At 71.1% G+C, this 26,848-nt stretch carries 22 protein-coding genes and 1 other RNA gene; 13 read left to right on the forward strand and 10 right to left on the reverse strand.

Annotated features, from left to right (window positions below):
- Nucleotides 1-107: 107 nt before the first annotated feature.
- Entirely contained in the window at nt 108-2,288 is a 2,181-nt protein-coding gene (locus tag ABS772_RS24590) for a molybdopterin-containing oxidoreductase family protein (RefSeq protein ID WP_350397305.1), read from the reverse strand.
- Between the two features lie 238 nt (nt 2,289-2,526).
- Between ABS772_RS24590 and ABS772_RS24595 the strand changes: the two genes are divergently transcribed.
- From ABS772_RS24595 to ABS772_RS24605, 3 genes are all read left to right on the forward strand, one after another.
- Nucleotides 2,527-3,441, forward strand: a complete 915-nt coding sequence (locus ABS772_RS24595) for a lytic transglycosylase domain-containing protein (RefSeq protein WP_350397306.1) — start codon at nt 2,527-2,529, stop codon at nt 3,439-3,441.
- A 73-nt stretch (nt 3,442-3,514) separates the two neighbouring features.
- The gene (locus ABS772_RS24600; protein WP_238257858.1) at nt 3,515-4,420 is read left to right on the forward strand and encodes an alpha/beta hydrolase; all 906 of its coding nucleotides are present in this window, start codon (nt 3,515-3,517) and stop codon (nt 4,418-4,420) included.
- A gap of 17 nt (nt 4,421-4,437) precedes the next feature.
- Nucleotides 4,438-5,355, forward strand: a complete 918-nt coding sequence (locus tag ABS772_RS24605; RefSeq protein WP_350397308.1) for an alpha/beta hydrolase family esterase — start codon at nt 4,438-4,440, stop codon at nt 5,353-5,355.
- A gap of 9 nt (nt 5,356-5,364) precedes the next feature.
- On the opposite strand, the gene ABS772_RS24610 is transcribed toward ABS772_RS24605, so the two are convergent.
- On the reverse strand, nt 5,365-5,778 hold the full coding sequence (locus ABS772_RS24610; RefSeq protein WP_238257856.1) for an acyl-CoA thioesterase: 414 nt from the start codon (nt 5,776-5,778) through the stop codon (nt 5,365-5,367).
- 243 nt (nt 5,779-6,021) lie between these two features.
- Between ABS772_RS24610 and ABS772_RS24615 the strand changes: the two genes are divergently transcribed.
- Nucleotides 6,022-6,696: a transglutaminase-like cysteine peptidase gene (locus ABS772_RS24615; RefSeq protein ID WP_350397309.1), complete on the forward strand. Its 675-nt coding sequence runs from the start codon at nt 6,022-6,024 to the stop codon at nt 6,694-6,696.
- 163 nt (nt 6,697-6,859) lie between these two features.
- A complete protein-coding gene (locus tag ABS772_RS24620) occupies nt 6,860-7,183 on the forward strand; it encodes a hypothetical protein (RefSeq protein WP_238257852.1) in 324 nt (107 codons plus the stop codon).
- Between the two features lie 250 nt (nt 7,184-7,433).
- Here ABS772_RS24620 and ABS772_RS24625 read toward each other — a convergent pair whose 3' ends face one another.
- The 3 genes from ABS772_RS24625 to ABS772_RS24635 form a co-directional block, all read right to left on the reverse strand.
- Complete coding sequence (locus tag ABS772_RS24625) at nt 7,434-8,798, reverse strand: ATP-binding response regulator (protein WP_350397310.1); 1,365 nt, start codon at nt 8,796-8,798, stop codon at nt 7,434-7,436.
- Nucleotides 8,799-8,808: 10 nt separating this feature from the next.
- Nucleotides 8,809-10,005 (reverse strand): FIST N-terminal domain-containing protein, encoded by a 1,197-nt coding sequence (locus tag ABS772_RS24630; RefSeq protein ID WP_350397311.1) that lies wholly within the window; start codon nt 10,003-10,005, stop codon nt 8,809-8,811.
- 126 nt (nt 10,006-10,131) lie between these two features.
- Nucleotides 10,132-11,670: a YifB family Mg chelatase-like AAA ATPase gene (locus ABS772_RS24635; RefSeq protein WP_350397312.1), complete on the reverse strand. Its 1,539-nt coding sequence runs from the start codon at nt 11,668-11,670 to the stop codon at nt 10,132-10,134.
- 148 nt (nt 11,671-11,818) lie between these two features.
- Here ABS772_RS24635 and ABS772_RS24640 point away from each other — a divergent pair, with 148 nt between their 5' ends.
- Nucleotides 11,819-12,079 carry a PepSY domain-containing protein gene (locus ABS772_RS24640; RefSeq protein ID WP_350397313.1) on the forward strand — a complete coding sequence of 87 codons (261 nt, stop codon included), beginning with the start codon at nt 11,819-11,821 and terminating at the stop codon, nt 12,077-12,079.
- 33 nt (nt 12,080-12,112) lie between these two features.
- Here the strand turns inward: ABS772_RS24640 and ABS772_RS24645 are convergent, their stop codons facing one another.
- Nucleotides 12,113-12,607: a DUF5991 domain-containing protein gene (locus ABS772_RS24645; RefSeq protein ID WP_350397335.1), complete on the reverse strand. Its 495-nt coding sequence runs from the start codon at nt 12,605-12,607 to the stop codon at nt 12,113-12,115.
- 117 nt (nt 12,608-12,724) lie between these two features.
- Between ABS772_RS24645 and ffs the strand changes: the two genes are divergently transcribed.
- The 4 genes from ffs to ABS772_RS24665 all read left to right on the forward strand — a co-directional run bounded on the left by ffs (nt 12,725) and on the right by ABS772_RS24665 (nt 15,712).
- Nucleotides 12,725-12,821, forward strand: an RNA gene (gene ffs, locus ABS772_RS24650) — signal recognition particle sRNA small type.
- Nucleotides 12,822-12,879: 58 nt separating this feature from the next.
- On the forward strand, nt 12,880-14,751 hold the full coding sequence (locus tag ABS772_RS24655) for a DNA polymerase III subunit gamma/tau (RefSeq protein ID WP_350397314.1): 1,872 nt from the start codon (nt 12,880-12,882) through the stop codon (nt 14,749-14,751).
- A 93-nt stretch (nt 14,752-14,844) separates the two neighbouring features.
- Entirely contained in the window at nt 14,845-15,168 is a 324-nt protein-coding gene (locus ABS772_RS24660; RefSeq protein WP_350397316.1) for a YbaB/EbfC family nucleoid-associated protein, read from the forward strand.
- Nucleotides 15,169-15,577: 409 nt separating this feature from the next.
- Complete coding sequence (locus ABS772_RS24665) at nt 15,578-15,712, forward strand: hypothetical protein (RefSeq protein ID WP_350397317.1); 135 nt, start codon at nt 15,578-15,580, stop codon at nt 15,710-15,712.
- 39 nt (nt 15,713-15,751) lie between these two features.
- Here the strand turns inward: ABS772_RS24665 and ABS772_RS24670 are convergent, their stop codons facing one another.
- Nucleotides 15,752-18,154, reverse strand: coding sequence for a GumC family protein (locus ABS772_RS24670; RefSeq protein ID WP_350397318.1), 2,403 nt, complete (start codon nt 18,152-18,154; stop codon nt 15,752-15,754).
- Between the two features lie 222 nt (nt 18,155-18,376).
- Between ABS772_RS24670 and ABS772_RS24675 the strand changes: the two genes are divergently transcribed.
- The 3 genes from ABS772_RS24675 (at nt 18,377) to ABS772_RS24685 (ending at nt 22,074) form a co-directional block, all read left to right on the forward strand.
- Entirely contained in the window at nt 18,377-18,955 is a 579-nt protein-coding gene (locus tag ABS772_RS24675) for a polysaccharide biosynthesis/export family protein (protein WP_350397319.1), read from the forward strand.
- Between the two features lie 184 nt (nt 18,956-19,139).
- On the forward strand, nt 19,140-20,390 hold the full coding sequence (locus ABS772_RS24680; protein WP_350397320.1) for a glycosyltransferase family 4 protein: 1,251 nt from the start codon (nt 19,140-19,142) through the stop codon (nt 20,388-20,390).
- A 130-nt stretch (nt 20,391-20,520) separates the two neighbouring features.
- The gene (locus tag ABS772_RS24685; protein ID WP_350397321.1) at nt 20,521-22,074 is read left to right on the forward strand and encodes an undecaprenyl-phosphate glucose phosphotransferase; all 1,554 of its coding nucleotides are present in this window, start codon (nt 20,521-20,523) and stop codon (nt 22,072-22,074) included.
- Between the two features lie 193 nt (nt 22,075-22,267).
- On the opposite strand, the gene ABS772_RS24690 is transcribed toward ABS772_RS24685, so the two are convergent.
- The 3 genes from ABS772_RS24690 to ABS772_RS24700 form a co-directional block, all read right to left on the reverse strand.
- A complete protein-coding gene (locus ABS772_RS24690) occupies nt 22,268-22,627 on the reverse strand; it encodes a hypothetical protein (RefSeq protein ID WP_238256067.1) in 360 nt (119 codons plus the stop codon).
- Nucleotides 22,628-22,841: 214 nt separating this feature from the next.
- Entirely contained in the window at nt 22,842-23,243 is a 402-nt protein-coding gene (locus ABS772_RS24695; RefSeq protein WP_350397322.1) for an EF-hand domain-containing protein, read from the reverse strand.
- Between the two features lie 300 nt (nt 23,244-23,543).
- A complete protein-coding gene (locus tag ABS772_RS24700; RefSeq protein ID WP_350397323.1) occupies nt 23,544-26,063 on the reverse strand; it encodes a TonB-dependent receptor in 2,520 nt (839 codons plus the stop codon).
- Between the last annotated feature and the right edge of the window lie 785 nt (nt 26,064-26,848).

Below are 26,848 nucleotides of genomic sequence, written 5' to 3' on the forward strand. Positions count from 1 at the left end.
GGGGTCGGGTGAGGGGAGCGCCGCTTCCGGAAAGACCTGAGCCGCCCCCTCTCCCGCCCGCTCGCGCGGGCACCCTCCCCCGCAGAGGGGGGAGGGTTAAAGCCAAGTCATTGCGCCAGCCCGACCTGCACGAGGTTGTCGCTGAAGGTCGGCGAGTGGCCCATGCCGCCGTAGGTCGAGGCGCTGATGACGTTCACCGCCCCGTCGCGGTTGAGCGAGTGCCAGTAGCCGAGCGAGGCGATCACCAGCCCCGGCGGCACCTCGTCGGTCACCCGCGCCTGGCCGTGGAAGGCGCCGCGGTCGTTGAAGACGCGCACCAGCGCCCCGTCCGTGACCTCGCGGATCGTCGCGTCGGCCGGGTTGATCAGGATCGTCTGCTCGCCCTGCGCCCGGACCTTGTGCGCCTCGTTGGCGTATTGCGAGTTGAGGAAGCCGTGGCTCTTCGGCGAGACGATGTTGAGCGGATAGCGCTCGGCCTGCCCCGGATTCGTCTCCGGGCGTTCGTTGGCCGGCACGTAGCCCGGCAGCGGGTCGAGGGGCTCGCCGCCTTGGAAGTGCTCGTACATCTGGCGGAAGGGCGGGGCGACGAAGTTGCCCCCCGTGACCGCCGCCTCCGAGTAGAACTCGCACTTGCCCGACGGCGTCGGGAAGTTGCCCTCCGCGTGCGGGGTGCGCGTGGCCGGGTCGCCGATATTGAGGCGGTACCAGCCGTGCTGGCGGAAATGATCCATGGAGATGCCGCCGAGCTTCGGGCTCTCCCAGTCGAGATACCATTCCATGAGTTCCGCCTCGCTCATGGAGAATTGCGGCTCGGTGAAGCCGAAGGTCTTGGCCAGCCGCCGGAACAGCTCGGCATTCGAGACCGTCTCGCCCGGCGGCTCGATCGCCTTCTGGTTCAGGGTGAAGAAGAAGTGCCCCCAGGAGAACATCATGTCGTCGTGCTCGGCCGCCATGGTGGCCGGGAGCAGGATGTCGGCGTAGCGGGCGGTGTCGGTGACGAAGTGCTCGCTGACCACCGTGAACAGGTCCTCGCGGGCGAGGCCGCGCTTGATCTTGGCAGTCTCGGTCGAGTTCGAGACCGGGTTGGCGTTGTAGACCATCAGGGCATGGATGCCGGGCTCGATTCCCGCCTCGCCGGTCAGCACCTCGCCGAGCTTGAGCACGTTGAGCACCCGCGTGCCCTCCGGGATCAGGTCCGGCCGGCAGACCCGGTCCCAGTGCACCGGGAACTCCCACAGCGGCATCTGGTAGACGCCGCCGCCCGGATCCTTCCAGGACCCCGTCAGCGCGGGAAGCGAGAAGATGGCGCGCAGCGCCTGGGCGCCGCCCGCGCTGCGCTCCACCGCCACGCCGGGCCGCAGCGCCGCGTTGGGGGTGGTGGCGTATTCCCGCGCGAGGTGCCGGATGTCCTCGGCCGGGATGCCGCAGATCGCGGCGGCGTATTCGGGGGTGAAGGCCCGCGCCCGTTCTTTGAGCGGCTCGAAGCCGACGGTGTGGCGGGCGATGTAGTCGTCGTCGGTCAGGCCCTCTTCGATGATGACGTGGATCATCGCCATGGCCAGCGCCCCGTCGGTGCCGGGCTTCGGCATCAGGTGCCAGTCGGCCTGCGCCGCCGTGCGCGAGCGGTAGGGGTCGATCACCACGACCTTCGCGCCGTTGCGCTGCGCCTCCTTCACCACGTGCCAGTGGTGCAGGTTGGTCGAGACCGAGTTGCAGCCCCAGATCACGATCAGCTTCGACTGCTCGAAGCTCATCGGATCGGTGCCGTTGGTGGGCCCGACGGTTAGCAGCCACGCCGTGCACGAGCCGGAGCCGCAAAACGTCTTCTCGGCCACGGTCGCGCCGAGGCGGTTGAAGAAGGCGTCGCCCACGGTGAGGCCCTGCACCACGCCCTCGTTGCCGAGGTAGTTGTAGGGGAGGATCGCCTCCGCCCCGTGCGTCGCGATGATGCCGCTGAACCGGCGGTGGATCTCGGAAAGCGCCTCGTCCCAGGTGATGCGCTCGAACTGGCCGCTGCCCTTCGGGCCGGCGCGGCGCATCGGGTAGAGGACGCGGTCGGGGTTGTAATGGTGGCGGTCGAAGTCCTTGAGCTTGCCGCAGAGCGCGCCGCGGGTCATCGGATGGTCGGGGTTGCCGCGCACGTCGATCAGCCGCCCGTTCTCGACGGTGTAGATCATCGAGCAGGTATCGGGGCAGTCGTGCGGGCAGGCGCCGAGCCGGGTGACGGCCTCGGACACCGTCTTGGCGGCCGCCTCAGCCTCGATCTCCGAGATGCGCTCTTCGAGCATGGTGTTCCTCCTCGCGCGGCCGGATCTTGACCTCTGGATCTTGGCGTCCGGCTCGTTGCAAGCATCGAGCCTAACGTGGGGGAGCGTAGAAAAATAGTGCGATTCTAAGAAGCGCTCGAAGGGACAACGCTGCCGGGTGAGTGCAAGACCTGCATCATGATGCCTGCTCATGATGCAGGACCATCCAAGTCGGACGACGGCCATCCCCTTACGGAAACGTCGCCCTAGATGAGCCGCCGTGCCCCGTCTCGCCCTCGTCCTCCTGCCGGCCGCCCTCGCCGTGCTCGCCGGTCCCTCGCGCGCGGCTCCCTCGCCCGAGAGCGAGACGGTGGAGCAGGCGCTTTGCCGGCTGATCGAGGAGTCCGCGAGGGCCCGCAGCCTGCCGGTCCCGTTCCTGACCCGGCTGATCTGGCGCGAGAGCTCGTTCCGCGTCGGCGTGGTGAGCCCGGCGGGCGCGCAGGGCGTGGCGCAGTTCATGCCGGGCACGGCCAGGGATCGCGGCCTCGGCGATCCGTTCGACCCCGAACAGGCGATCCCGCACGCCGCGCATTTCCTGTCCGACCTCAAGCGGCAATTCGGCAATCTCGGCCTCGCCGCGGCGGCCTATAACGGCGGGCCGGGGCGGGTCTCGGCCTGGCTCGCCGGCAGCGGCGGCCTGCCCGCGGAGACGCGGGCCTACGTCATCGCCATCACCGGCCGGCCGGCGGAGGATTGGCGCCCGAACGCCGCCGTCGAGATGCCGGAAGGGTCCGATCCGGCGGGGAAGAAGGCCGAGGCGAAACCCGAGGACAAGCCGCCCCCGCCGGAGGCCGAGACGCAGACCTGCCTGCAGGTGACCGCGGCCCTGCGCATCCCGTCGCGCGGGGACCGGTTCGCGCTGGCGATCGAGGGCGGCCCGGCCGCGCCCTGGGGCGTGCAGCTCGCCGGAAACTTTTCCAAGTCGCTGGCGCTGGCGAGCTTCCAGCGGGCGCGCACCCGCTACACCAGCGTGATCGGCGAGGTGCGGCCGATGATCATCGGCACGCGCCTGCGCTTCCGCGGCACCCGCACCTTCTACCGGGTGCGCATTCCGGCCGAGAGCCGGGCCGCCGCGGACGGCCTGTGCCAGAAGATCCGCGGGGTCGGCGGCGCCTGCATCGTCCTGAGGACATAACTCCCAAAACCGCCCAAGGTCGTCACCAAGCGGCCATGAATCCGCCGCGACCGCCGCGTCAATCACGAGTCACATGATCAAGGCATTCGTCTCCCTCGTCTCCCTGGTCTGCCTCGGGCTCACCGCCCTCGGGCTCAGCGGCTGCTCGCCGCTGGCGCTGTTCGACGCGCTGGGGCCGCGCGACAAGGGCGGGCGCCTCGCGGTCCGCGACGCCGCCTACGGCGCCGATCCGCGCCAGCGCCTCGACGTGTTCGTGCCGACGGTGCCGGTGGAGCGGGCGCCGGTGCTGGTGTTCTTCTACGGCGGCTCGTGGAGCAGCGGCAGCAAGGACGACTACGCCTTCGCCGCGCAGGCCTTCGCCGCGCAGGGCTTCGTGACCGTGCTGCCGGACTACCGGCTCTACCCGAAAGCGCGCTTTCCCGAGTTCCTGAAGGACGGGGCGGCGGCGATCGCCTGGGTGCGCAACAACATCGCCGCGCAGGGCGGCGACCCGAACCGGATCGTGCTCGCCGGCCACTCGGCGGGCGCCTACAACGCGGCGATGCTCGGGCTCGACCCGGAATATCTGCGCCAGGCCGGCGTCGATCCGCGGGCGGTGCGGGCGGTCGCCGGGCTGTCGGGCCCCTACGACTTCCTGCCCTTCGACCAGACAACCTCGATCGAGGTGTTCGGGCAGGCGCCCGACCCGGAGGCGACGCAGCCCGTCTCCTTCGCCGGCGCCCACTCGCCGCCGACCTTCCTCGCCACCGGCGACAAGGACACTGTGGTGAAGCCCCGCAACACCGCGAGCCTCGCCGAGCGCCTGCGCACCGCCCGCGTGCCGGTTCAGGAGCGGGTCTACGAGGGCCTCGACCATTCCGACACGCTGCTCGCGCTCTCCGTCAGCTTCCGCCGCAAGGCGCCGGTGCTCGCCGAGATGAGCGCCTTCCTCCACCAGCACGCGGGCGCGCGCCGGCTCACCACGCTGACGATGCACTGAGTTCTTCGAGGGTCTCGATGCGGCGCCTGTCCACCATCGCGGCCCTGCTCGCGCTCGGTCTCGCGACGGCAGCCTCGGCGGCGGATCGGTCGGAGCAGGTTCGGATCGGGGATACGGCGCGGACCTACACCCTCCACATCCCGGACGCGTCGCCGCCGCCGAGCGGCTTTCCCGTCGTCCTCGCCTTCCACGGCGGCGGCGGCCGGGGCGCCCGGATGCGCCGCCTGACGGGGCTCGACGGCTTGGCCGACGCGCGCGGCTTCGTCGCCGTCTACCCGGACGGGATCGACGGACACTGGAACGACGGCCGCGCGACGATCCGCAACCCGCAGGACGATGTCGGCTTCGTCGCCGCGCTGCTCGACCGTGTCGCGGCGAGCCTGCCCGTCGATCGCCACCGCATCTACGCGACCGGCCTCTCCAACGGTGCGCTCTTCACGGAGCGTCTCGGCTGCGACCTGTCCGAGCGCATCGCCGCCATCGCGCCGGTCGCGGGGACGCTCCCCGCCGATCTCGCCCCGCATTGCCGGCCCGCCCGAACCGTCGCCGTGATGCAGGTCAGCGGCACGGCCGATCCGATCATGCCGTTCGCCGGCGGTCGGGTCGCGGATTTCGGCGGGCGCGGCGAGGGCGGCCAAGTCGCGTCGGTGGCCGACACCGTCGATGTCTGGGCGCGGCGCAACGGCTGCGATCGCCGGAGCGCGGAGGAAACGCTGCCGCCGGCCGTCCCCGCCGATCCGACCCGCATCGTTCGCAGGCGCCATACGGGCTGCGCGGCCGCCGGTCCGGTCACGGTTCTGACCGTCGTCGGCGGCGGCCATGCCTGGCCGGGCGGTGCGCAATTCGCCCCGCCGTTTCTCATCGGCCGCGTGAGCCCACAGCTCGACGCCAGCCGCGCCATCGTCGATTTCTTCCTGTCCCTGCCGCCGCGGTGACGTCGCCGGTCACGCGTTTTCCGGGATCGGCCGCGGCCGCCGATCCGGGCCGATGGCGACGAAGGTGAAGAGGCCCTCCGTCACCTTCATCGTGGCCTCGCCCTCCCGCTCCCGGCGCCAGACCTCGACCTGGATGCCCATCGAGGTGCGGCCGGTCTTCACGATCCAGGCGTAGAAGCTCACTTCGTCGCCGACGAAGACCGGCCGGTGGAAGGTCATCGCCTCCGCCGAGATCGTGGCGCAGCGCCCCCGCGCCCGGCGGGCGGCGACGTTGCCGGCGGCCATGTCCATGTGCGCCATCAGCCAGCCGCCGAAGATGTCGCCGGCGGGGTTCGTGTCGGTCGGCATCGCCACGGTGCGGATCACCGGCGGCCCGCGATCGGTCGGCTGCACGGCTTCGGCGGAAGGCACTTCGCTCGTCATCGGAAAGGCTTTTTGGGTCGAGGGCTGCGCTCGAGCGTAGCAGGCCCCGTGCCGGCCGGACCACCGAGCCGGGTGACGGTGCCGCGGACTTGTTTCGGACCGCGCCGGCAGGCCCGACCCTTCCCCCGCGGCCATCCCCTCAAATGCGACGGATCGCGTTAACCGATTTTTAACCCGGCGATTGCGGCGGGCCAGCGGCTGTGAGACCTTCATTAACGGAAGCTTAACTGCTCGGTCAGGGCCATGCGTATCGCGTTCTCCAAGCTCTGTGTCGTTCGGCCCTCGCGCGCTGTCACGACCCGCCTGCTGGCGGGCCTCGCCCTGGCCGGGGCCTTCCTCGCCGCGCCGGCCCCGCGGGCCGAGGCGCAGACCACCGCCGCGCTTCCGGCGATGAGCCTGTCGGCGGTCACCACCGGCCCGGCCCGGCCGATCGCCGCCTGGGCCGAGTTCTGCGAGCGCTACCCGGCCGAGTGCGCGGTCGACCGCACGGAGCCCGCCAGCATCACCCTGACGCCGGCCCTGTGGCAGGCGATCAACGCGGTGAACCGCCGGATCAACCGGGCGGTCGAGGCGGTGACCGATCAGGATCACTGGCGCGCCGCCGACCGCTGGGACCTCGCCGAGGACGGCCGCGGCGATTGCGAGGACTTCCAGCTCCTCAAGCGCCGGCTGCTGGTCGAGGCCGGCCTGCCGCGCCGGGCGATGCGGATGACCGTGGTGATCGACGAGAAGGGCGAGGGCCATGCCGTCCTCACCATCCTCACCAACCGCGGCGACCTCGTGCTCGACAACAAGACCAACGCGGTGCTGCCCTGGCGCCAGACCGGTTACACCTTCGTCAAGCGCGAGAGCCAGGAAGCGGTGGGCTGGATGGCGCTCGGCCGCGACGCCTCGCCGCTCACCGCCGCCAACCGCTGAGCCAACCTTTTCCGGTCCCGAAACGGGACCAAGCCCACCTCTCGCGCGTTAGCAGACTTTAACGGGGTGGCGACCAAGGTTGACGAGACGTTTCCGCGAGCGGGCACCGCCCCGGAAAACGCCGTCCACGCCTCAGGTTCGCCGTCCCAGGGTCCGCTTGCCCATGCGTCGCGTCCTCCTCGCCAGCCTTCCCGCCCTCGCCCTGCTCGCGGCTCTCCCCGCGCGCGCCGAGAGTTCGGAGGGCGCGCGCCACGCCGCGTGGCAGACCTGCCTCGACGAGGCCTTTTCCGATCAGGTCCGCACCACGAGCCGGAGCTTCGCCGCGACCAAGGCGGTCTCCACCTGCCGCGACCGGGAAGAGGCCTATCTCGGCGCGCTGGCCGGCTCGCCGCTCCTCGACGGCGAGGACGTCGCCCGCATCCGCCCCGCCCTCATCGCCCGCGCCCGCGACCGGCTGATGGGCGAGCGGCGCTTCAGCGCGCTCTGATACGTCATCCGCTTGATCACTTCGGTTTCTTCTCCGTCATTGCGAGGCGAAGCCGTGGCAATCCAGGGCGCGCCCTTTCTTGAGAGGTCGCGCGCTGGATCGCTTCGGCTCCGCCTCGCGATGACGGCAGTAGGCAAGCACCGAGGTGATCAGCCGGAAACCGCGCCGGGAAGCCCGCGAGGCGCTTGAGCGTGGCCCAAATCCGCCATCACGAAGAGATCGATCGGATTTGGCATGGCCCGTCCGGCGCTCACGCCAGCATGTAGGCCAAGAGCGAGCGCAGCTGCGCCGGCTTGATCGGCTTGTGGACGAGTTCGGCCCCCGTGGCCTGGGCGCGGGCGGCGATGTCGGCGCCGTGGTCGGCGGTGGTGAGGATCACCGGCGTCACCCAGCCCCGGTTGCGCCGCAGGTAATCGACCACGTCGAGGCCGCAGGCGCCGTTGTCGAGGTGGTAGTCGATCACCATCACGTCCGGCCGCGCCAGCCCGGCGCCCAGAGCCGCCACGACGCCGGCGAGGTCGCGGAACACCTGCACCTCGGCGTCCCAGCTGCGCAGGAGCCGCCGCAGCGCCTCCGCCGTCGAGGCGTCGTTCTCGATCGCCAGCACCCGCGCGCCCGTCAGCGCCGTCGCCAGCGGCGCGAGGGGCACCCGCGCGTCCGGCCGCTGCGCGGCGAGCGGCAGGGTGAGGCTCAGGCGCGTGCCGTGGCCGGTGCGGGACTGCAGCGCGAGGGCGTGATCGAGCGTCGAGGCCATGCGCTGCACGATCGACAGGCCGAGCCCGAGGCCGACGCCGCCGTCGTCGCCCTCGCGCCCGCCGCGGAAGAATTCCTCGAAGATCAGCGCCCGCTCGTTCTCCGGGATGCCGCAGCCGGTATCGACCACGTCGATCCGGCAGCGCTTGTCCCGACGCCGCGCGGCGATCAGCACGCCGCCGCGCTCGGTGTAGCGGATCGCGTTGGAGACGAGGTTCTGCAGGATGCGCTGGAGCAGGATTCCGTCGGTCTCCACCACGAGGTCGGCGCAGCGGGTGACGAGGCGCAGTTCCTTGCGCTCGGCAAACGGCCGGAAGCTCGCCTCGATCCCGGCGACGAGGTCGGCGAGCCGCACCGGCTTCACCACGGGCCGCACGATGCCGGCATCGAGCTTCGAGATGTCGATGAGCGCCTTGATCAGGTCCTCGATCGTCTCCAGGCCGCGCTCGACCTGCCGGGCGACCGCCTTCGCCTCCGGCCCCGGCGCGAGGTCGGTCAGCGCCGAGAGCGAGAGGCGGGCGGCGTTGAGGGGCTGGAGCAGGTCGTGGCTGGCGGCGGCGAGGAAGCGCGTCTTCGAGCGATTGGCGGTCTCGGCCTCTTCTTTGGCCGCCTGCATCGCCTCGTTCGAGCGCTCCAGGCTGCGCATCAGCGCGGTCAATTCCTCCGTGCGGGCGCGGACGCGGCCCTCCAGCATGATCGCGGTCTGGAACAGCGAGTAGGCCCCGCCCTGCTGGTCCATGGTGCGCTCGACATGGGCCATCAGCGCGGCGTTGATGCGCTCGAGCTTGGCCACGCGATGCGTCAGGGATTCGACGGTCTGCGGCTCGGTCGGGGGCTCCGTCCAGAGGGTCGGGCGGTTCATGGCGCAGTCTTCACGTCACCGCCTTCACGCCCCGGCCCACCGGCCCCTCGGCCCGGCCGATGGCGATCCCCGTGAAGGTCTGGTTGAGGTGCATCGAGCGGTACTGCTCGCCGTAGGTCTCGAAGCCGACCACGCCGTAGCGCTTGTAGAGCTCGGCGATGCGGTGGCGCACCTGCCGGCTCTCGGCATCGAGCCGGCGGAAGACGCAATCGAAGCCGATCACGAGGTCGAGCCCGCCGAGCGCCTCGTCGAGCCCTTCCAGCTCGGCCCGCGTCGCCTCGACGATGTCGCGGGGCTGGGCCAGCGTCAGCACCACCCCCTCGCCGACGGCGCAGAAGAAGGTCATCGAGCCGTCCGGCTCGACCCGGCTGATCGAGCGGCAGTAATACTCGCCGCCGATCTTCACCGCGAGTGGGTAGGCGGCGAAAGACATCGTCGACAGGTTTTCCGGGTCGAGACCCACCGCCATGGCGTATTCCCGCGCCGCGGGCTCGGCGTTCAGTTCGGTGACGCGCCGCTCCTCCTCGCGGGCGGCGGTGACCACGAACTTGCGGTTCGTCGGCTCGAAATTGTCGCTCTTGAAGATGCGGATCGGGAAATCGGTCTCGACCAACAGGATCACCGCCGCCTCGCGGCAGACCTGGCCCTGGTGGATCAGCACCGTGCTGCGGAAGGCGAGGTCGTCGCCGGCCGAGCCGCCGATCAGCGGGATGCCGTCGAGCGCCCAGGCCACCGCCGAGACCACCGTCTCCTCGGCGTTGGCGAGCGAGTCGATCAGGGAGAGGGCGAAGCGGTGGCCGCTGCCGCCGTCGGGCCGCCCCCCGTCGAGGGCGCGGCGCAGGCCCCGCACGGTCGCGGCGGCCCCCTCCACGTCGAGCCGGGCGATGTCGGTGAGCAGGCCCGCGGCGATGCGGAAGCCCTGGCGGGGGAAGGCGATGGCGACGAGGCCGCGATCGATCGAGCCGGCCGGGCTGATCCCGCCGGAGGTGGAGCAGCCGGTGAGCCCGACGCCGGGAAACTGCGCGGCGAGCGCCGCGGTGAGGGCATTCGCGTCGTAGGCCGGCGAGAAGAACACGATCAGGTAGCCGACCGCCGCCCGGTCGAGAGCCTCCGCCACGGCCGCGACCGCGCCCGGGGCGTCGCCCGCATCCGTCCAGGCCGTCTGGATTCCGCACAGATGCCCGCGCATCTGCGTGCCGTGCGCCACCCGCTCCCTCCCTCGCACGGGGTCTGTTCCGGCGAGCCGGCCGCCCCTGTCGTGTTGGGCCCGACTATGTGCCCGGCGAAAGGGCGTGGCAATGGCCGGACCGGCCCCGGAGAGGGGCCGAGGGCGTCAGGCCGCGGCCGCCGGCCGCTCGCCCCGTGCCCGGTAGGACAGGGCCTCGGCCAAGTGCAGCCGCCGCACCTGCGCCTCGCCGTCGAGGTCGGCCAGCGTCCGGGCGACGCGGAGCGTCCGGTGGAAGCCGCGGGCGGAGAGCCGCATGGTCTCCGCCGCGTGGCGGATCAGCGCCGCCCCCTCGGCATCGGGCGCGGCGGCGGTCTCGATCACGGTCGCCGGGCAGGTGGCGTTGGTGGTCGCGGCCGGCAGGCCGAGGGCGGCGTAACGCGCGCTCTGGAGCCCGCGGGCGGCGGCGACCCGCGCGGCGGCCTCGGCCGAGCCTTCCGCGGGCGGCGGCAGGATCAGGTCGGCGGCGGTGACCGCCGCGACCTCGATCCGCAGGTCGATCCGGTCGAGCAGCGGCCCGGAGATGCGGGCGCCGTACTGCGCCACGCAGCGCTCGTTCGGCCCCCGGCGGCAGGCATAGCCCGGCTCCAGCGCCATGCCGCAGCGGCACGGGTTCATCGCCGCGACGAGCTGGAAGCGGGCCGGGTAGGTCACCCGGTGGTTGGCCCGCGCGATCATGATCTCGCCCGTCTCCATCGGCTGGCGCAGGGAATCGAGGACCTGCGGCGTGAATTCGGGCAGCTCGTCGAGGAACAGCACGCCGCCATGGGCGAGGGAGGCCTCGCCGGGCCGGGCGTTGAGGCCGCCGCCGACGAGCGCGGCCATGGAGGCGGAGTGGTGCGGCTGGCGGAACGGCCGGCGGTTCGAGAGGGCGCCGCCCTTCAGCTCGCTCGCCACCGACTGGATCATCGAGACTTCGAGCAGCTCGCGCGGCCCCAGCGGCGGCAGGATCGAGGGGAGACGCGCGGCGAGCATCGACTTGCCGGCGCCGGGCGGGCCGTTCATCAGCAGGTTGTGGCCGCCGGCCGCGGCGATCTCGAGGGCGCGCTTGGCGCCCTCCTGGCCCTTGATGTCGCGCAGATCCGGCATCGGCCCGGCGGGCGCGGCCACCGCCGGCTGCGGCCGGGCCATCACCTGGCTGCCCTTGAAGTGGTTGGCGAGCTGGATCAGCGAGCGCGGGGCGAGCACGTCCATGTCGCCCGCGGCCCAGGCCGCCTCCGGGCCGGTCGCGGCGGGACAGATCAGGCCGAGCCCCCGTCCGTTCGCCGCCATCGCCGCCGGCAGCACGCCGGCCACGGCGGTGATCGAGCCGTCGAGCGCCAGCTCGCCCAGCACGCAGTAGCCGCCGAGCGCGTCCGCCGGCAGCGCGCCGATGGCGCCCATCACCGCGAGCGCGATCGGCAGGTCGTAATGCGAGCCCTCCTTCGGCAGGTCGGCCGGGGCGAGGTTGCAGGTGATGCGCTTGGCCGGCAGCGCCAGCCCCGAGGCGATCAGCGCCGAGCGCACCCGCTCGCGCGATTCCGCCACCGCCTTGTCGGGCAGGCCGACGATGGTGAAGGCGACGGCGCCGGGGGCGATCTGCACCTGCACGTCGACGGCGCGCGCCTCGATCCCCTCGAAGGCGACGGTGGCGACGCGCGTGACCATGGTCTCGATAGGCTCCGAACGCGGAGGTTGCAGCCTAGGCGGCACTTCGCGCGCTGGCAATCACGAGCGGGGCCATACGCACGCGGCGGCCGGAACAACCCGTGGCATGGATCGTTCGCCGGGTATCGATTTGCCGAAGGAGCCGTCCATGTTCGTCCGCCCGCTCGCCGCCGCCGCGCTCGGCCTCGCCCTCCTCAGCGGTCCGGTGCTCGCCGACGAGAAGCTGCCGCCCGACCAGCAGGCCAAGGTCGAGGACATCCTGAAGAAGGAGGGCTTCACCAAGTGGAAGGAGATCGAACTCGACGACGGCATGATCGAGGTGGACGACGCCATCGACGCCAACGGCAAGCAGTTCGACCTCAAGCTCGATCCGAAGACGATGGAGATCACGAAGCGCAAGGCCGAGTGAGGCTTCGGCCCCGGGGAGCCGCCGCCCCCGGGGCTATTTCGCCCTCGCGAAGAAGGCGCCGCTCCCGGCGACGCCCTCGCCGTCCGGCTTGAGGCCCTGCCAGCGCGTGACCAGCCGGCCGCCCGTGTCCTTCGCGAGGGTGAACAGGGGCTCGTCCGGCTTGTAGACCGCCACCCCGTACTTGTTGACCGTCCCGCCATCGCCGTAGCGGTGGAACGCGACCGAGAGATCCTGCCCCTCGCGGCGGGTCCGGCAGCGGAGCGTCTCGTCGGTCTGGAAGCCGCGCAGGGTGAGGATGCAGCCGTCGCGGACATCCGGCGGCAACAGCGCCAGTTCGTAGGTCACGACGATGCCCGTCCCGCCCGCCGTCCGCCCGGCGGCGTGCGCGTAGCGGTAGCGCCCCTGCCAGTCCTTGGGCGCTCCCTCCTGCGCCGGCTCCTTTGCCCGCTCCTGCGCGAGAGCGGGGACGGACAGGCCCGCGAGCAGCGCCAAGGCGGCCAGGCGCGCCGGGATCGTGGTCGTCCGCAAAGTCCCCTCGGGCATGGTCCCTCCCCCTCGTGCCGGAAGCATGGCCGCGCGGATCGGGCGAGGCAACCCGCCTGCATCCCGCTTGCATCCCGCGGCGCGGACCGTCATATACGGCGCGGGAGGTTGGCGAGGGACGTTTCACTCGCCAACCGGGTCAGGTCCGGAAGGAAGCAGCCCTAACGAGACCGAGCGGGTCTTTGTCCAGCCTCCCACCCTCGCCGTCCGCTCGCGCCGGACGGCCCGGCCTCCCCTAAAAATTTCCGAACGGCGGCATGGACGAGACGCACGGCACGCTCACCGACGAGCCGGGCCTGCCCGGCATGGCCGCCGCCGCGCCTGTCCCGGCCGCGACGCCCTATCGGGTGCTGGCGCGAAAATACCGACCCCAGACCTTCGACGACCTGATCGGCCAGGGCGCCATGGTGCGCACGCTGGGCAACGCGTTCTCGGCCAACCGCATCCCGCAGGCCTGGATGCTGACGGGCGTGCGCGGCGTCGGCAAGACCACCACCGCCCGCATCCTCGCCCGCGGCCTCAACTATCTCCGCACCGGCCAGCCGGATACCGGCCCCACCGTGTCGATGCCGGAACTCGGGCTGCACTGCCAGGCGATCATGGAATCCCGGCACATGGACGTGCTGGAGATGGACGCCGCCTCGCATACCGGCATCGACGACGTGCGCGGGATCATCGACGGCATCCGCTACGCGCCGGTCTCGGCCCGCTACAAGGTCTACATCGTCGACGAGGTCCACATGCTCTCGGAGAAGGCGTTCAACGCCTTCCTGAAGACGCTGGAGGAACCGCCGCCCCACGCCAAGTTCGTGTTCGCGACCACCGAGATCCGCAAGGTCCCGGTGACGATCCTGTCGCGCTGCCAGCGCTTCGACCTGCGCCGGGTCGAGGCCGACGTGCTCTCCGCCCACCTGAAGAAGATCTGCGTCGCCGAAGGGGTCGAGGCCGAGGACGAGGCGCTCGCCGCCGTCACCCGCGCGGCGGAAGGCTCGGTGCGCGACGCGCTCTCGCTGCTCGATCAGGCGATCGCCCACGGGGCGGGCGCGGTCACGGCGGCGGGCGTGCGCGACATGCTCGGGCTCGCCGACCGCTCGCGGATCGTCGACCTGTTCGAGGCGGCGATGCGCGGCGACGTGCCCGCCGCCTTCGCCGAGCTCCGGTCGCAGTACGATGCCGGCGCCGACCCCGCGGTGGTGCTCTCGGACCTCGCCGGCTTCACCCACCTCGTCACCCGGCTCAAGCTGGTGCCGGGGGCCGAGGCCGACCCGACCTTGAGCGAGGCCGAGCGGGTGCGCGGGACCCAGTTCGCCGGGCGCCTGGCCGTGCGGGCGCTGTCGCGGGCGTGGCAGATCCTGCTCAAGGCGCTGCCCGAGGTGCAGGCCGCCCCGCGCCCCCTGGCCGCCGCCGAGATGGTGATCGTGCGGCTCGCCTACGCCGCCGACCTGCCGACCCCCGACGAGGCGCTGCGCCAGCTTCGCGCCGACATGGCCGCCGCCGAGGGCGGTGCCGGCCGCCCGAGCCTCGGGGGCGGCGGCGGACCAGCCTCGCACGGCTCGGCGGCCCTGCAGATGGCGCCGCCGGCGCCGCAACCCTCGCCCCGGCCGGCCCTCACCGCCGTTCCCGTCACGGCCGCCGCGGCGGATCCGGCGCCGCGGCCGGCCCCGCCCGCCCCCGCCGGCCCGCGGCTCGGGCGGTTCGAGGACGTGGTCGCCCAGGCCGAGGCCGCCCGCGACATCGCCCTGAAGGTGGCGCTGGAGCGCGACGTGCATCTCGTGCGCTTCGAGGAGGGCCGGATCGAGTTCCGCCTCGCGCAGGGCGGCCGGCAGAGCCTCGCCACCGACCTCGCCCGGGCGCTCGACGCCTGGACCGGGCGGCGCTGGCTGGTGGCGTTGTCCCGGGAGGAGGGGGCGCCGACCCTCGCCGAAAACTCGCGGGCCGCCGAGGAGACGCGCCACCAGAACGCCGCCGCGCACCCGCTCGTGCGGGAGGTCCTGTCGCGCTTTCCCGGCGCGCAGATCGTCGATATCCGCGACAAGGCGCCGGAGGCGGAGGCCGCCGAGGCGGCGGCGCCGGGCGCGGGACCGGCCGCCCCGCCGGCCGAGGACGAGGACGCGGACGACGACGCCTGATCGATCGCGCGTCCCACCCTGGCGGCCGACACGTCCCGCGCCTAAGTGCGGGAGACGAATTCCTTCCTCGACCCGAATCGGAGCGGACCCGTCATGCGCGACCTCATGGGCATCATGAAGCAGGCCCAGGCCATGCAGGAGAAGATGGCCTCGCTCCAGTCGGAACTCGACTCGGTCGAGGTGTCGGGCGCCTCCGGCGGCGGCGCCGTGAGCGTGCGGATGACGGCGAAGGGCCAGGTGCTCGGCGTCTCCATCGATCCGAGCCTGATGGTCGCCGACGAGCGGGAGATCCTGGAAGATCTCATCGTCGCCGCCTGCAACGACGCCCGCAGCAAGGCCGAGACGACGGCGCAGGACAAGATGGCGGAGCTGACCAAAGGTCTGCCGCTGCCGCCGGGCATGAAGCTGCCGTTCTAGACTTCGCGAGCGGCCGGCTGATCTGCAGATCGGTGCGGCGAAGCCCTCCGACTTGAGATAAGCCGGCAAAAAGTTCGCATCCGAGACAGACTGTATCCTTGCCTGCGGCGCCTTGTCGCAGGCCGTGGCGAGACCGCCCTCGGGCCGCCAAACTCGAAAAATTCGATCACGGTTTCAGGGACATAAGTGGCCACGTCCGCGGCGCGGGCGAGCCGAACCGATCCCGGTGACGGGAGCGGCGAGGGCTCGCCGGGCACAACTCCAAATTTTGTTAAGGCGGCCAGTTCGCCGCGCGGGCATGGTCCGTGGGCCGGGTCGAACGCGGCCCCCCTTAGCGAGGCTCGGCGGTTCCGCCGGTCTCTTTCCGATCAGAGCCGGCGGAACCACCGCCGCGGCTCGGAGAGGTGCCGTGCCAACCCTGCTTTCGGCCAGCATGATCGCCGGTTGCGCTCTGCTCGCGGCCGTTCTGGGTGCGAACCTCTGGGCCCTGCGCGTGGCCGCCGCGATGACGGAAGCGGACGAGAAGGAGTGGACGGGAGGCTGAACGACGGCGCCCCTCGTCGCCTCCCTGGGACGCCTCGGCTCAGGCCGAGAGCCGCAGCGGCATGGTCTCCAGCCGCGCATCGAGCGCCGCATCCTCGCGCTGGCGGGCCACCACCACCTGACGCACGCCCGTCTCCTTGGCGAGACGGTAGAGCGAGACGAGGGCCGGGTCGTCGGACGCCGCGTCCGAGGCGATCACGATCGCATCCATGCAGGGTCCGACCGCGGGGATCAGCTCGTCCGCATCCCGCGCCGTGCCCGCGTCCAGGCGGCAGAGCACCCAGTCGTAGCTCTGCGACAGGGCGTTGAGGCCGATGGCGAGGCCCTGAGGCTCCTCCAGCAGCACGTCCACGGGCGCCACGCCGCGCTTCACCGCGTGGAGCCGCGAGCCGCGCACCGGCTGGATCACGTCGAGGAAGTCGGCCTCGCCCGCCACCAGATCGGTCAGCCCCGGCTGGGACGGATCAGAGGCCGCGCCGTTGACATCGACCAGCAGCGTCTGGCGGCGCGGGCCGAGCACGCGGGCGAGGTTCGAGGCGAGGCCGGGCGTCCCGTCGGCGCGCAGGGTTTCAACCACGAGGACGCAGCCGCCCTTCGGCTGCCCCTCGGCCCGCGACGAACCCGCCCCGCCCTCCAGCCGGGCGATCAATCCGTCGAGGTCGGCGGAGGAGCTGGCGGACTTCACCGGAACGCCGGGGCCGCCCTTGGCCGCCTTCGCACCCTCGGCGCGCACCTCTTCCTGAGCCGCCGCATCGGGTCCGATCGGCGCCGTGCTGGCGAAGACGGGGTGGTGCACCGTCGCCGTCGCCCGCAGGGAATGGGCGAAGGCGAGGGCCGGAGCGAAGCGATCCGTCGCGGAAGCCGGGTAAGCGCCGCCGTAGACCGGCTCGTAGGCGGGGCGGCGGCGGGACGGCGGCTCCGGCTCGGGATAGAAGTCGCGCGGACGCTCGGTCGTCGGGCCGGCGAAGGCGGGCTCGCCCTCATCGCCCGTGCGGTCCCCGTCGGGTCCGGGAGGGGTGACGAGGAGGTGGCGGCCGACAACGGCGGCGCTGGCGAGCAGGAAGGCGAGCAGCGTCACAAAGGCAACGATCGGGATCTTCTTGGGGAAGGACGGCAGGTCGGGCACGACCGCGCGGGACACCACGCGGGCATTGGCCGGGCTCGCGTTCTCGGCATCGCGCGCCGCCGCCTCGCGGTAGCGGGAGAGGTAGGATTCGAGCTGCTCGCGCTGGGACTTCGCCTCGCGCTCCAGGGCCCGCAGCTCGACTTCGCTGCTGTTGCCCTTGGCGACGACGTCCTGCTGCCCCTCGACCGCCGCGCGCAGGGATTCGACGCGGGCGCCGGCGATCTTGGCGTCGTTCTCGAGGGTGCGCACCACCCGCTCGGCGGCGGCCTTGATCTGGTTCTCGAGATCCTGGACCTGGGCGGTCAACTCCTTGATCCGGGGATGGGCCGGGAGCAGCGTGCGCGATTCGAGGGCGAGCTGCGCGCGCATCGCCATGCGGCTCTCGACCGTGCGCCGGATCAGCTCGTTGTTGGCCACGTCCGGGATCTCGAAGGCGCGGCCCTCCTTGATCATGTCCTTCAGGAGCTTGGCGCGGGCGGTCAGGTCCGCCTGGATCGTGCGCGCCTGCGAGAGCTGGCTCGACAGTTCGGAGAGCTGCTGCGACGAGAGCGGCTGCGCGGCGGCGCTGCTGCCCGTGCCGATCAGGCCGTGCTTGGCCCGGAACGCCTCGACCTTCGCCTCGGCCTCGGCCACGCGGGCGCGCAGGGTGGCGATGTTGTTGCCGAGCCAGGTCGAGGCGTAGCGCGCGGTGTCGACGGAGGCCGCCTCCAGCGAGGCGAGGTAGAGGTCGGCCACCGTGTTGGCGCCGCGCGCGGCGAGTTCGGGATCGCGCGAGCGGAACTCGACGGCGAGGATGCGCGACTTGCCGACCGGATAGACCAGCAGGTGGTCGAGATAGTTTTCGAGGATGCGATCCTCGGAGGCGCGCTCCATCGGCGCCGAGACGAGCCCGAGCATCATCAGCGTGCGCCGGATCGCCGAGACCCCCTCGGCCTCCGGATCGAATTCCGGGTTGCCGACGAGCTTCAGGCCGCGGATCGCCTCGCGGGCGAGGTCGCGCGACATCGCCACCTGCACCTGGCTCGCCACGGCCTGCTCGTCGATCGGCTGGGGCTGATCCGTCCGCTCCGCGGCGGTGCGGGCGAAGGCGGGATCGCGGCTCTCCAGCAGGACCTTGGCCTCGCCGGTGTAGCGCGGGGTCACGACCTGCACGAAGACGCCGGCACCGAGCGTGGCCAACAGGGTCGGCACGGCGATCCAGGCCCATGAGCGGCGCAGGACGCCCGCGATCTGCGACACCGCCAGCCCGTCGCCGGGCCCACCGGGGCCGCCGGAGGGCGGAAGAGACGGATCGGTCGACAGCCTGAGGCGCGGCATGGGCAGTCTTTACGAAGGCAGGACGCGGAATCGGGGTAATTCACCCGTCTTGCGCCAATTGAGGCGGTTAAGGTTGACACCCCGTTAAGACCTGAATCCTCCATTGCTCTGAATTCGGGACGAGGCCGGTCGCCGGAAATACGCTTCTACGCAGACCGCGGCCGGATCAGCATTCGTTAACCATGCTCCCTTAAAGAACGGCCGAGGTTCCCCACAACGGCGATGGCGATGCACCGGCGCGCATTCCTCCTGGCTCTTCCGTCCGTTCTCGCGCTCGGCGGCTGCCTGCGCCCGGATTTCCGGACCGTCGATCTCGACGCCACCGGCACCGGCTCCATCGGCGCCCGCTACTCCCTGGCGGCGGGCGACAAGCTGCGGGTCATCGTGTTCGGACAGGACAACCTGTCCAACATCTACGCGGTCGACGGCGGCGGGCGGATCGCGATGCCGCTGATCGGCGTCGTCCAGGTCGGCGGCCAGACCACGGCGCAGGCCGCCCGGCTGATCGAGTCGAAGCTCGCCGCGGGCTACGTGCGCGAGCCGCACGTCACCGTCGAGGTCGATGCCTACCGGCCCTTCTACATCCTCGGCGAGGTCACGACCTCCGGCCAGTACCCCTACGTCAACGGCATGACCGTCGAGACCGCGGTGGCGATCGCCGCCGGCTTCGGACCGCGGGCGGCGCGCGACTACGCCGTGCTGACGCGCGAGGGTCAGGGCGGGCTCATCAACGGCATCGTGCCGATGTCCTACCCGGTGCGGCCGGGCGACACGATCGTCGTCAAGGAGCGGTTCTTCTGATCCGTCTTCCGTCAGCGTTCACCAACGCCTAACCGCGATCCGTGAAAGGCGCCCCCCGACGCCCCGCGCGGAGCTGTTTTGGCTCTCCCGAGCCCGCCTCTTAACCCTGTGCTGACGGCGCCGTGCCGAATCTTCCGCCGAATGGGCTCCCGCCTCGGGATCGCCCGCGCGGAGATCGACTGACGTGGCCGCTCCCATCGCCGCTCCTCTGACCGCCCCGCCCCAGAGCCGTGCGGGCAACCCGGTCGCAGACCTCTCGTCCCGCACCGGCGCGGGCGAGCGCCACCGCATCCTCCACGTGTTCCGGGCTCCCGTCGGCGGACTGTTCCGCCACGTCGTCGATCTCACCCGCCTCCAGGCCGAGGCCGGGCACGCCGTCGGCCTCGTCTGCGACGCCTCGACCGGAGGCGAGCGGGCCGAGCGCGCGCTCGCGGAACTCTCGCCGCATCTCGCCCTCGGCGTCACGCGGATCCCGATGCACCGCAATCCGCATGTCAGCGATCTCGCGGCCCTGCGCGCCGTGCGGGCGCGGGCGCTCGCCGTCGGCGTCGACGTGCTTCACGGTCACGGCGCCAAGGGCGGCGTCTTCGCCCGGCTCGCGCCCCTGGGCCGGGCGGGCCGCGGCGTGATCCGCGCCTACACACCCCATGGCGGAAGCTACAATTACCGGCCGGGAACACCCCTGCACCGCGTCTACATGGCGGCCGAACGGGTGATGGCCCAGGCGACCGACCTGTTCCTGTTCGAGAGCGAGTACGTCGCCTCCCGCCACGCCGCCTATGCCGGCGGGTCGCCGCGCCTCGAACGGATCGTTCACAACGGCATCGCCGAGGTCGAGTTCGCGCCCGTCGGGACGTCGGCGGATCCGTTCGATCTCGTCTATGTCGGCGAGTTGCGGGAAGCGAAGGGGCTCCCCGTGCTGCTGCGGGCGCTCGCGAAGGTGCGGAACCGGGGCCGCAAGCTGCGCCTGCTGATGGTCGGCTCCGGGCCGGACACCGAGAGCCTCGCGGCCATGGCCGAGAATCTTGGCCTGCGCGACGCCATCGCCTTCGAGCCGCCCCAGGCGATCCGCCCCGTGCTCGGCCGCGGCCGCGTCATGGTGGTGCCCTCGCTCGCGGAGTCCCTCCCCTACGTCGTGCTGGAGGCGGCCGCGGCGGCCCAGCCGCTCGTCGCGACCAATGTCGGCGGAATCCCCGAGATCTTCGGCGCCCTGTCCGGCGATCTGGTGCCGCCGGGTGACGACGAGGCGCTGAGCGCCGCGATCATCCGCATCCTCGACGAGGCGCCCGCCACCCGCGACGGCCGCGCGCGCGCGCTCAGCGATTCGCTCCGCACCCGGTTCTCGATGAACCGCATGGCGACCGACGTGCTGTGCGGCTACGCCGCCGCGTTCCGCGCGAAGCGGGTGCGGACTGCCTCCGCCGCCGCGGCGTGAGCCCGACGATGACCCGGCCCCTGTCCCATCCCGCGACATCCCGGTCGCGTCCCGCCTTAGGCTTTCGTGAAGATCGATCCGGCACACTTCCCTGCCGGAAAGGCTCGACGTTTTCACGTGGAACATTCCGATGAGTGCCATCGACGTGCGCGATCTGCTCAAGGCCGCCGAGCAGAGCGACGCGCTGACTCCCGTCCCGGCCCCGCTGACGCTCGATCGGGCGGAGGACTCGCGGAACGCGGGCCCCAATCCTGAGCCGGCTCCACAGACCCGGAATTCCTGGCTCTCACCGGTGGTGCTGGCGGGCTGCGTGCGGCTCGCCGAGTTCTGCGGTCTGATCCTGCTCGGCCTCGGCCTGCACCAAGCCCTGCTCCGCGGCGTCGTGCCGATGGCGCCGCGCTACGTCACCGCCGTCCTGGCCGTGACGGTGGCCGCCCTCGGCCTGTTCCAGGCCTCGGGCAGCTACCGGATCGGCGCGTTCCGCGACCTCTCCAGGACCGCGGTGAAGCTCGCCACCGGCTGGTCCGTCGCCTTCCTGATGGTGGCCGCGGCGATGGTGCTCGGCAAGATCGCCGATCACTATTCCCGGATCTGGCTGCTCAGCTACTACATGGCCGGCCTCGGCCTCCTGCTGGGCGGCCGCGCCGTGCTCTCGGCCTTCGTCCGCATGCAGACGGCCCGGGGCCGCTTCGATCGCCGCACCGCCATCGTCGGCGGCGGCCCGGCGGCCGAGGAGCTGATCCGTGCCCTGGAAACCGGCGGCGAGAACGGCATCCGGATCATCGGCGTCTTCGACGACCGTGGCGACGACCGCTCCGGCGCCGCGGTAGCCGGCCACCCCAAGCTCGGCAATGTGAGCGACCTCGTCACCTACGCCCGCCACAACCCGCTCGATCTCGTGGTATTCACGCTGCCGATCTCGGCCGAGACGCGCATCCTGCAGATGCTCGCGAAGCTCTCGGTCCTGCCGGTCGATATCCGCCTGTCCGCCCACGCGGCCAAGCTGCGGCTGCGCCCGCGCGCCTATTCCTATCTCGGCGGGGTGCCCCTGCTCGACGTGTTCGACAAGCCGCTCGCCGACTGGGACGTGATCCTCAAGGGCGCGTTCGACCGCCTCGTCGGCCTGCTGCTGCTGGTGGGCCTCTCGCCGGTGATGCTGGCGGTCGCGATCGCGGTGAAGCTCACTTCCCCCGGTCCGGTGCTGTTCCGGCAAAAGCGCTACGGCTTCAACAACGAGCTGATCGAGATCTTCAAGTTCCGCTCGATGTACGTCGATCGTTGCGACGCGGGAGCCTCGCAACTCGTCACCAAGACGGATGCCCGCGTGACGCCCGTCGGCCGCTTCATCCGCAAGACGTCGCTGGACGAGCTGCCGCAGCTCTTCAACGTGATCCGCGGCGATCTCTCCCTGGTCGGACCGCGCCCGCACGCGATCCAGGCCAAGGCGGCCAACACCCTCTACGATCAGGTGGTGGACGGCTACTTCGCCCGCCACAAGGTCAAGCCCGGCATCACCGGCTGGGCGCAGATCAACGGCTGGCGCGGCGAGACCGACACGAGCGAGAAGCTCCAGCGGCGCGTCGAGCACGACCTGCACTACATCGAGAACTGGTCGATCCTGTTCGACCTCAAGATCCTGCTCACCACGCCGCTCGCGCTCTTCAAGACCGACAACGCGTATTGAGGATTCTTCGAGATTCGAACGGGCTGGGGCCCGGGACCGCCGGAGCGCAGTCCCGGGCCTTTCTCATTGATGGCTTCGGTCGGGCAGAGCCTGTCCCCTCCCCCTTGTGGGGAGGAGAGGGGCGATGCCCGCGGTGATCAACCGGCGACGGAATTTCTCAGAAAGACCGCCGGGCGATGACCGCCCGGCCCGATCACGGCAACGCGCCGGCCTTCTCCTTCACCTTCGTCATCGTGTCCTGGCAGACGGTCTCCTGACCGGCCTTGTCCTGCTCCTTGGCCTTGGCGAGCAGGGTGCGCGCTTCCTCGACCCCGGCCTTGGTCGGCTTCGTCGCGGGGTCGGACGGGGCGCCGGCCGGCGGCTTGTCGAGGGCCTTGGGCGAGTTCGAGGAGGTGGGGCCGCCCGGAGGCTCCTTGCCGGTCACCTGCTCCGCACCGGCACTGTTGAGCCGGCGCTCCACCGCGGCGATGTCGTCCTTGCAGGTGACCGCCAGGGCGGGACCCGCCGCGACCAGGGCGGCGAGGGCAACGGGCAGGCTGAGGGCAATGCGCATAGGGTTCGGGCTCCTCCGAATCGACTTTTCGCGATCGGTCCGATGACCGCCGCTTCGGCCGAGACAGCCCTCAAACGCCGCTCATGGTTCCGGTCTGCGACGCTTCGCCCACGGCCGGAGCGGGGCCGAGGGAAGCGGTCCGGGCCTGAACCCAGACATGCGAAAGGGTGCGGATCGCGCGATCCGCACCCTTCGCCCCGACGGGTCGGGATCCTTAGCGGATCAGGTTGACCAGAGCCGAGCCGGCCGGGCTCGCGAGCTCCTTGGCGTCGATCGTGCCGTCGTTGTCCGGATCGGCGGCCTTGAACTGCGCCTCGACGGCGGCGAGGTATTCCTTCTTGTCGAGGGTGCCGTCGTTGTCCGGGTCGAGCTTCTTCAGGTCGGCCTCGGTGACGCGGCCCTTCAGCTCCTTGGCGTCGAGGGTGCCGTCCTTATCCGGATCGAGCTTGTCGAAGGCCGCGGAGCCGGCGGCCTGGGCTTCCTTGAGATCGACGGTGCCGTCCTTGTCCGGATCGAAGGCGGCGATGTCGACCTTCGTCGTGGTGGTCGGGGCCGCGTAGGCCGGGACCGCGACCAGCGCGGCGAGGAGAACGGCGGAGGAGACGCGGAACGCCATGGGGGGAAACTCCTGGTCGAAGAGGCCCGGCCGAGACCGGGCGGACGGCAAGATCGCAGAGCCGCTCGCGACCGTCCGCCCTCGGCGAAGCGGCCGCTCGGCCTCGCCGGGTTTGCGTAACTTGCCCGGGATGAATTGGCAATAGGCGGAGCGGAAATCGCGCGTTCCGCGCTCTCGAAACCGTCTCGCCCGAGGACGAATATAGAAGCGGCGCGGTTCCGGAGAACCGCGCCGCCTGCAACCCTTACGAGACGTCCCGGACCGGGATCGATCCGGGACGGAGCATGGTGAGAGCGCCGCTCAGCCCTTCCGGACCAGCGGCAGCGGCTCGACCACCGGCACCGGGGGTGGCGGCTCGAACAGGATGCGCAGGCCGCCGAAGGCCGCCACCGGCGCGCCGGGCGCGAGGCTGCGGTTCGAGGTGGCGTTGGGCACCCGGACGATCGGCACCTCGTCCACCGGCGAGAAGGTGCCGAAGGTGGCGTAGCGGGCGTTGAACGCGTTCTCGACGAAGCCGTAGAGCTCGATGTTGGGCGCGATGCGGTAGCTGGTGTTGAAGCCGAACACCGCGTAGTCGCCGGTGGTCTTGTTCTGGTTGGTCGGGTCGCCGACGAGGAACTTGCCCGTGGCGAAGCGGGCGAGCGCGCCGATCCGCCATTCCGGCGTCACCTGGTACTGCACGCCGACCTTGAGCTGGTGCGGCGCGACGCCGGGCAGGCGGTTGCCGGGCCGCACGAGCACGACGCCGCTCTCGTCGCCGCCCGCGCTGTTGAACGGGTTGCCGGGGGCCGCGAGTTCGACCGGCGACTCGAAGGTCGCGTCGACGAAGGCGTAGTCGATGAAGGCGTTCCAGCGCGGCGCGTTGTAGAACAGGCTCGCCTCGACGCCCTGACGCTTGGTCGAGCCGACGTTGCGGAAATAGGCGCGGCCGATCGTGTCCGGGGCCGGCACGAACAGGATGTCGTCGTCGTTGCGGGTCGAGAAGAAGCCGGCCTTCCACGACAGGATGCCGCCGAAGACGTCGTCGGGCTGCGGGATGCGGCCGCGCACGCCCGCCTCGACGGTGCGCGCCACGACCTGCTTCAGCGGCGGGTCGCCGACGAAGAAGTTGGTGAGCGAGCAGGGCGCCAGCGGGTCGGCGCAGGACAGTTCCGCCGGGGTCGGGGCGCGGTTGGCCTCGGTGTAGCCGCCATAGGCGACGAGGTAGTCGGGGATGATCTTGTAGGTCGCGCCGATGCCGGGATTGAAGCGCTCGTAATAGTGGTCGCCGTTGAGCGCCGTGCCGATCTGATCGCGCAGGATGATCTTGGCCATGTTGAACCGGCCCTGCAGCGTCAGGGTCAGCCGGTCGGTCAGGTCGGTGTTGTTGGAGAAGTAGATGCCGCCGTAATCGTTCGAGGTGCGCACGGAGACGGGGGTGATGATGCCGTCGTCGCTGGAGACGACGATGCCGGGGGGCGAGAAGCCGCGGTCGAGCGTCAGGCCGCCGATCGAGTTGTCGGCGCCGAAGCGGGTCCGGCCGCCGTCATAGGAGCCGCCGAGCACGAAGCGGTTCGGCAGGCCGAACAGCGGCTCGCGGACCACGGTCTGGACCGTGGCGCCGAAATTGTCGGTGTCGGTGCGGGTCTGGTTGAGGAAGGCGTAGGGGCCGCCCTCGTCGAAGCGGTCGGCGAAGACCGGGTTGACCGCACCGAAGTTGAAGGTGCGCAGCTGGTCGGCCCGCACGGGATTGCCGGTGCGGTCGCGCAGGAAGAACTGGTTGTCGTCCGCGCCCTCGGAGCAGACGAAGCGCTCGTCGTCCTCGCAGTTCTCCACGTCGGCCGCGTCGCCGTTGGCGGTGCGCTGCCGGAACAGGCCGTAATAGGCGTTGCCCTGCACGCTGATCGTCGGCGTGATGTCGTAGTTGCCGGAGAGCTGGAAGCGCAGGAAGTCGTTCTTGGTCTGGTCGGGATAGGTGAACACGTCGCTGCGATCGGCCTTGAGCAGCTCGACCGGGGCGGTGCCGTTGCCGGTCAGGCTGTTGCTGGCGCCGATCACGTTGAAGTGGAACTCGCCCCGCTCCGCCTGGACGCCGAGGTCGGCGTAGATCTGGTTGAGGCGCGAGGGCGAGTGGCGCCGCCAGCCCTCCTCGCCGAGCTTGGTGCCGGCGACGTAGAGGCCGATATTGTCGATGCGCTGGCCGTGCTGGAACGCGATCGCGCCGCGGCCGAACGAGCCGCCGAGCGCGTTGACCTCGGTGCCCTGGTAGGTGAAGCCGTTCTTGAGCGTCACCGCCAGCGAGCCGCCCAGCGCGTTGAGGCCGAAGGCCGGGTTGGAGCCTTCGAGCTCGATGCGGTCGACGGCGATGTCGGGGATCAGATCCCACTGCACCGTGTCGCCGAACGATGTGTTGAAGCGGGCGCCGTTCAGGTAGACCGCCACGCCCTGGGGCGAACCGCCGAGCGGCGAGGCCTCGAAGCCGCGATAGGTGATCGTCGGCTGGAAGGGGTTGCCCTGCGCGTTGTTGATGCTGATCGAGCCGATGCGCTCGTCGAGCGCCCGGATCGTGCTCGGGAAGCCCACCCGCGAGACGTCGCCCGCCGTCAGCACGCTCGTGTTCTGCGGCAGCTTGTTGCGATCGATGCCGTCGAGCACGACGGTCTCGCGCAGGCCCGACGCGGTCGGCGTCGTCACGATCCGGCGCGAGGCCGCCACCGGCGTGTTCGAGACGACGCTGATCTCTTCCAGCGTGACGGACTGTCCGCCCCCTGCGCCCTGCGCCATCACCTGTCCCGGAAGCAGCGCAACCGATGCGATGAGGCTGCTTCGCAGCACCCGCATTGTCATTCCCCCAACCCTTGTCATTCGTGCTTGCGGCCCCGCGGAGGGTCCGTTGCCGGATGTTGCTCAAGGCCGGGAACCGCCACAATTGGCGCGAAGCGTCTTTCGGATCTTTTATGATGAAGCGCTCAAGCTTCTCATCGGCGCGTGCTGTTACGGCAACATATTTCTCAAGGTTGGACAGGCATTTACGGACGAATATGAAGACGATACCGGGACGTTTCGGCAATGAAACCTTGACTACGTTTTACTCGGCCGTTTCATCCACGATCGCTCAAAAAAATTACGCACGAATCGTGGCGGATTGCCTCGGCCGGGCGCAGACGCACCGGTCATCGGTGGGGCGAAACCGCCGCGCCGCGGCGGCCGGGGTCGCCGTTCGATCGGAGCCTGTTCGACCGGCTCATCCGACCAAGTCCCTCATCCTCAGGTGCGCAGCGACGCGGAGACTCGAAGGCGGGCTCCAGGGATCGCGCTGCGGCTGTTCGGCAATTCGCTGATTTCCCGGCCACCGTCATCGAGGCCCGACCCCGTCATTCCGGGGCTCGCCGCAGGCGAGAGCCCGGAATCGTCCCGCGATACCGAAAGTCCTGACAGGAGGGCGCTCAGTCGTGGATTGCACGCCTCCGGCGCGCCCGTTCGGTTCCGGGTTCCGCTGCGCGGCCCCGACAGCAGCGTCCCGCGATCAACGAAAGGGCATGGCCTGCCCCTCCCCCTTGTGGGGAGCAGGGGAGCGGCGGCGGCTGAAGCGACCGGCCGGACACCGTGTCATACCGTTTCCGCTT

It is taken from the genome of Methylorubrum podarium (assembly GCF_040270385.1).
Taxonomy (GTDB): Bacteria; Pseudomonadota; Alphaproteobacteria; order Rhizobiales; family Beijerinckiaceae; genus Methylobacterium; species Methylobacterium podarium.

Coding starts and splice junctions, on each gene's coding strand:
- ABS772_RS24590 (WP_350397305.1), bottom strand. CDS start 2,288: ATGCTCGAAGAGCGCATCTCGGAGATCGAGGCTGAGGCGGCCGCCAAG.
- ABS772_RS24675 (WP_350397319.1), top strand. CDS start 18,377: ATGGCGATGCACCGGCGCGCATTCCTCCTGGCTCTTCCGTCCGTTCTC.
- ABS772_RS24655 (WP_350397314.1), top strand. CDS start 12,880: ATGGACGAGACGCACGGCACGCTCACCGACGAGCCGGGCCTGCCCGGC.
- ABS772_RS24635 (WP_350397312.1), bottom strand. CDS start 11,670: ATGGTCACGCGCGTCGCCACCGTCGCCTTCGAGGGGATCGAGGCGCGC.
- ABS772_RS24685 (WP_350397321.1), top strand. CDS start 20,521: ATGAGTGCCATCGACGTGCGCGATCTGCTCAAGGCCGCCGAGCAGAGC.
- ABS772_RS24610 (WP_238257856.1), bottom strand. CDS start 5,778: ATGACGAGCGAAGTGCCTTCCGCCGAAGCCGTGCAGCCGACCGATCGC.
- ABS772_RS24605 (WP_350397308.1), top strand. CDS start 4,438: ATGCGGCGCCTGTCCACCATCGCGGCCCTGCTCGCGCTCGGTCTCGCG.
- ABS772_RS24640 (WP_350397313.1), top strand. CDS start 11,819: ATGTTCGTCCGCCCGCTCGCCGCCGCCGCGCTCGGCCTCGCCCTCCTC.
- ABS772_RS24600 (WP_238257858.1), top strand. CDS start 3,515: ATGATCAAGGCATTCGTCTCCCTCGTCTCCCTGGTCTGCCTCGGGCTC.
- ABS772_RS24660 (WP_350397316.1), top strand. CDS start 14,845: ATGCGCGACCTCATGGGCATCATGAAGCAGGCCCAGGCCATGCAGGAG.
- ABS772_RS24695 (WP_350397322.1), bottom strand. CDS start 23,243: ATGGCGTTCCGCGTCTCCTCCGCCGTTCTCCTCGCCGCGCTGGTCGCG.
- ABS772_RS24625 (WP_350397310.1), bottom strand. CDS start 8,798: ATGAACCGCCCGACCCTCTGGACGGAGCCCCCGACCGAGCCGCAGACC.
- ABS772_RS24700 (WP_350397323.1), bottom strand. CDS start 26,063: ATGCGGGTGCTGCGAAGCAGCCTCATCGCATCGGTTGCGCTGCTTCCG.
- ABS772_RS24615 (WP_350397309.1), top strand. CDS start 6,022: ATGCGTATCGCGTTCTCCAAGCTCTGTGTCGTTCGGCCCTCGCGCGCT.
- ABS772_RS24670 (WP_350397318.1), bottom strand. CDS start 18,154: ATGCCGCGCCTCAGGCTGTCGACCGATCCGTCTCTTCCGCCCTCCGGC.
- ABS772_RS24620 (WP_238257852.1), top strand. CDS start 6,860: ATGCGTCGCGTCCTCCTCGCCAGCCTTCCCGCCCTCGCCCTGCTCGCG.
- ABS772_RS24690 (WP_238256067.1), bottom strand. CDS start 22,627: ATGCGCATTGCCCTCAGCCTGCCCGTTGCCCTCGCCGCCCTGGTCGCG.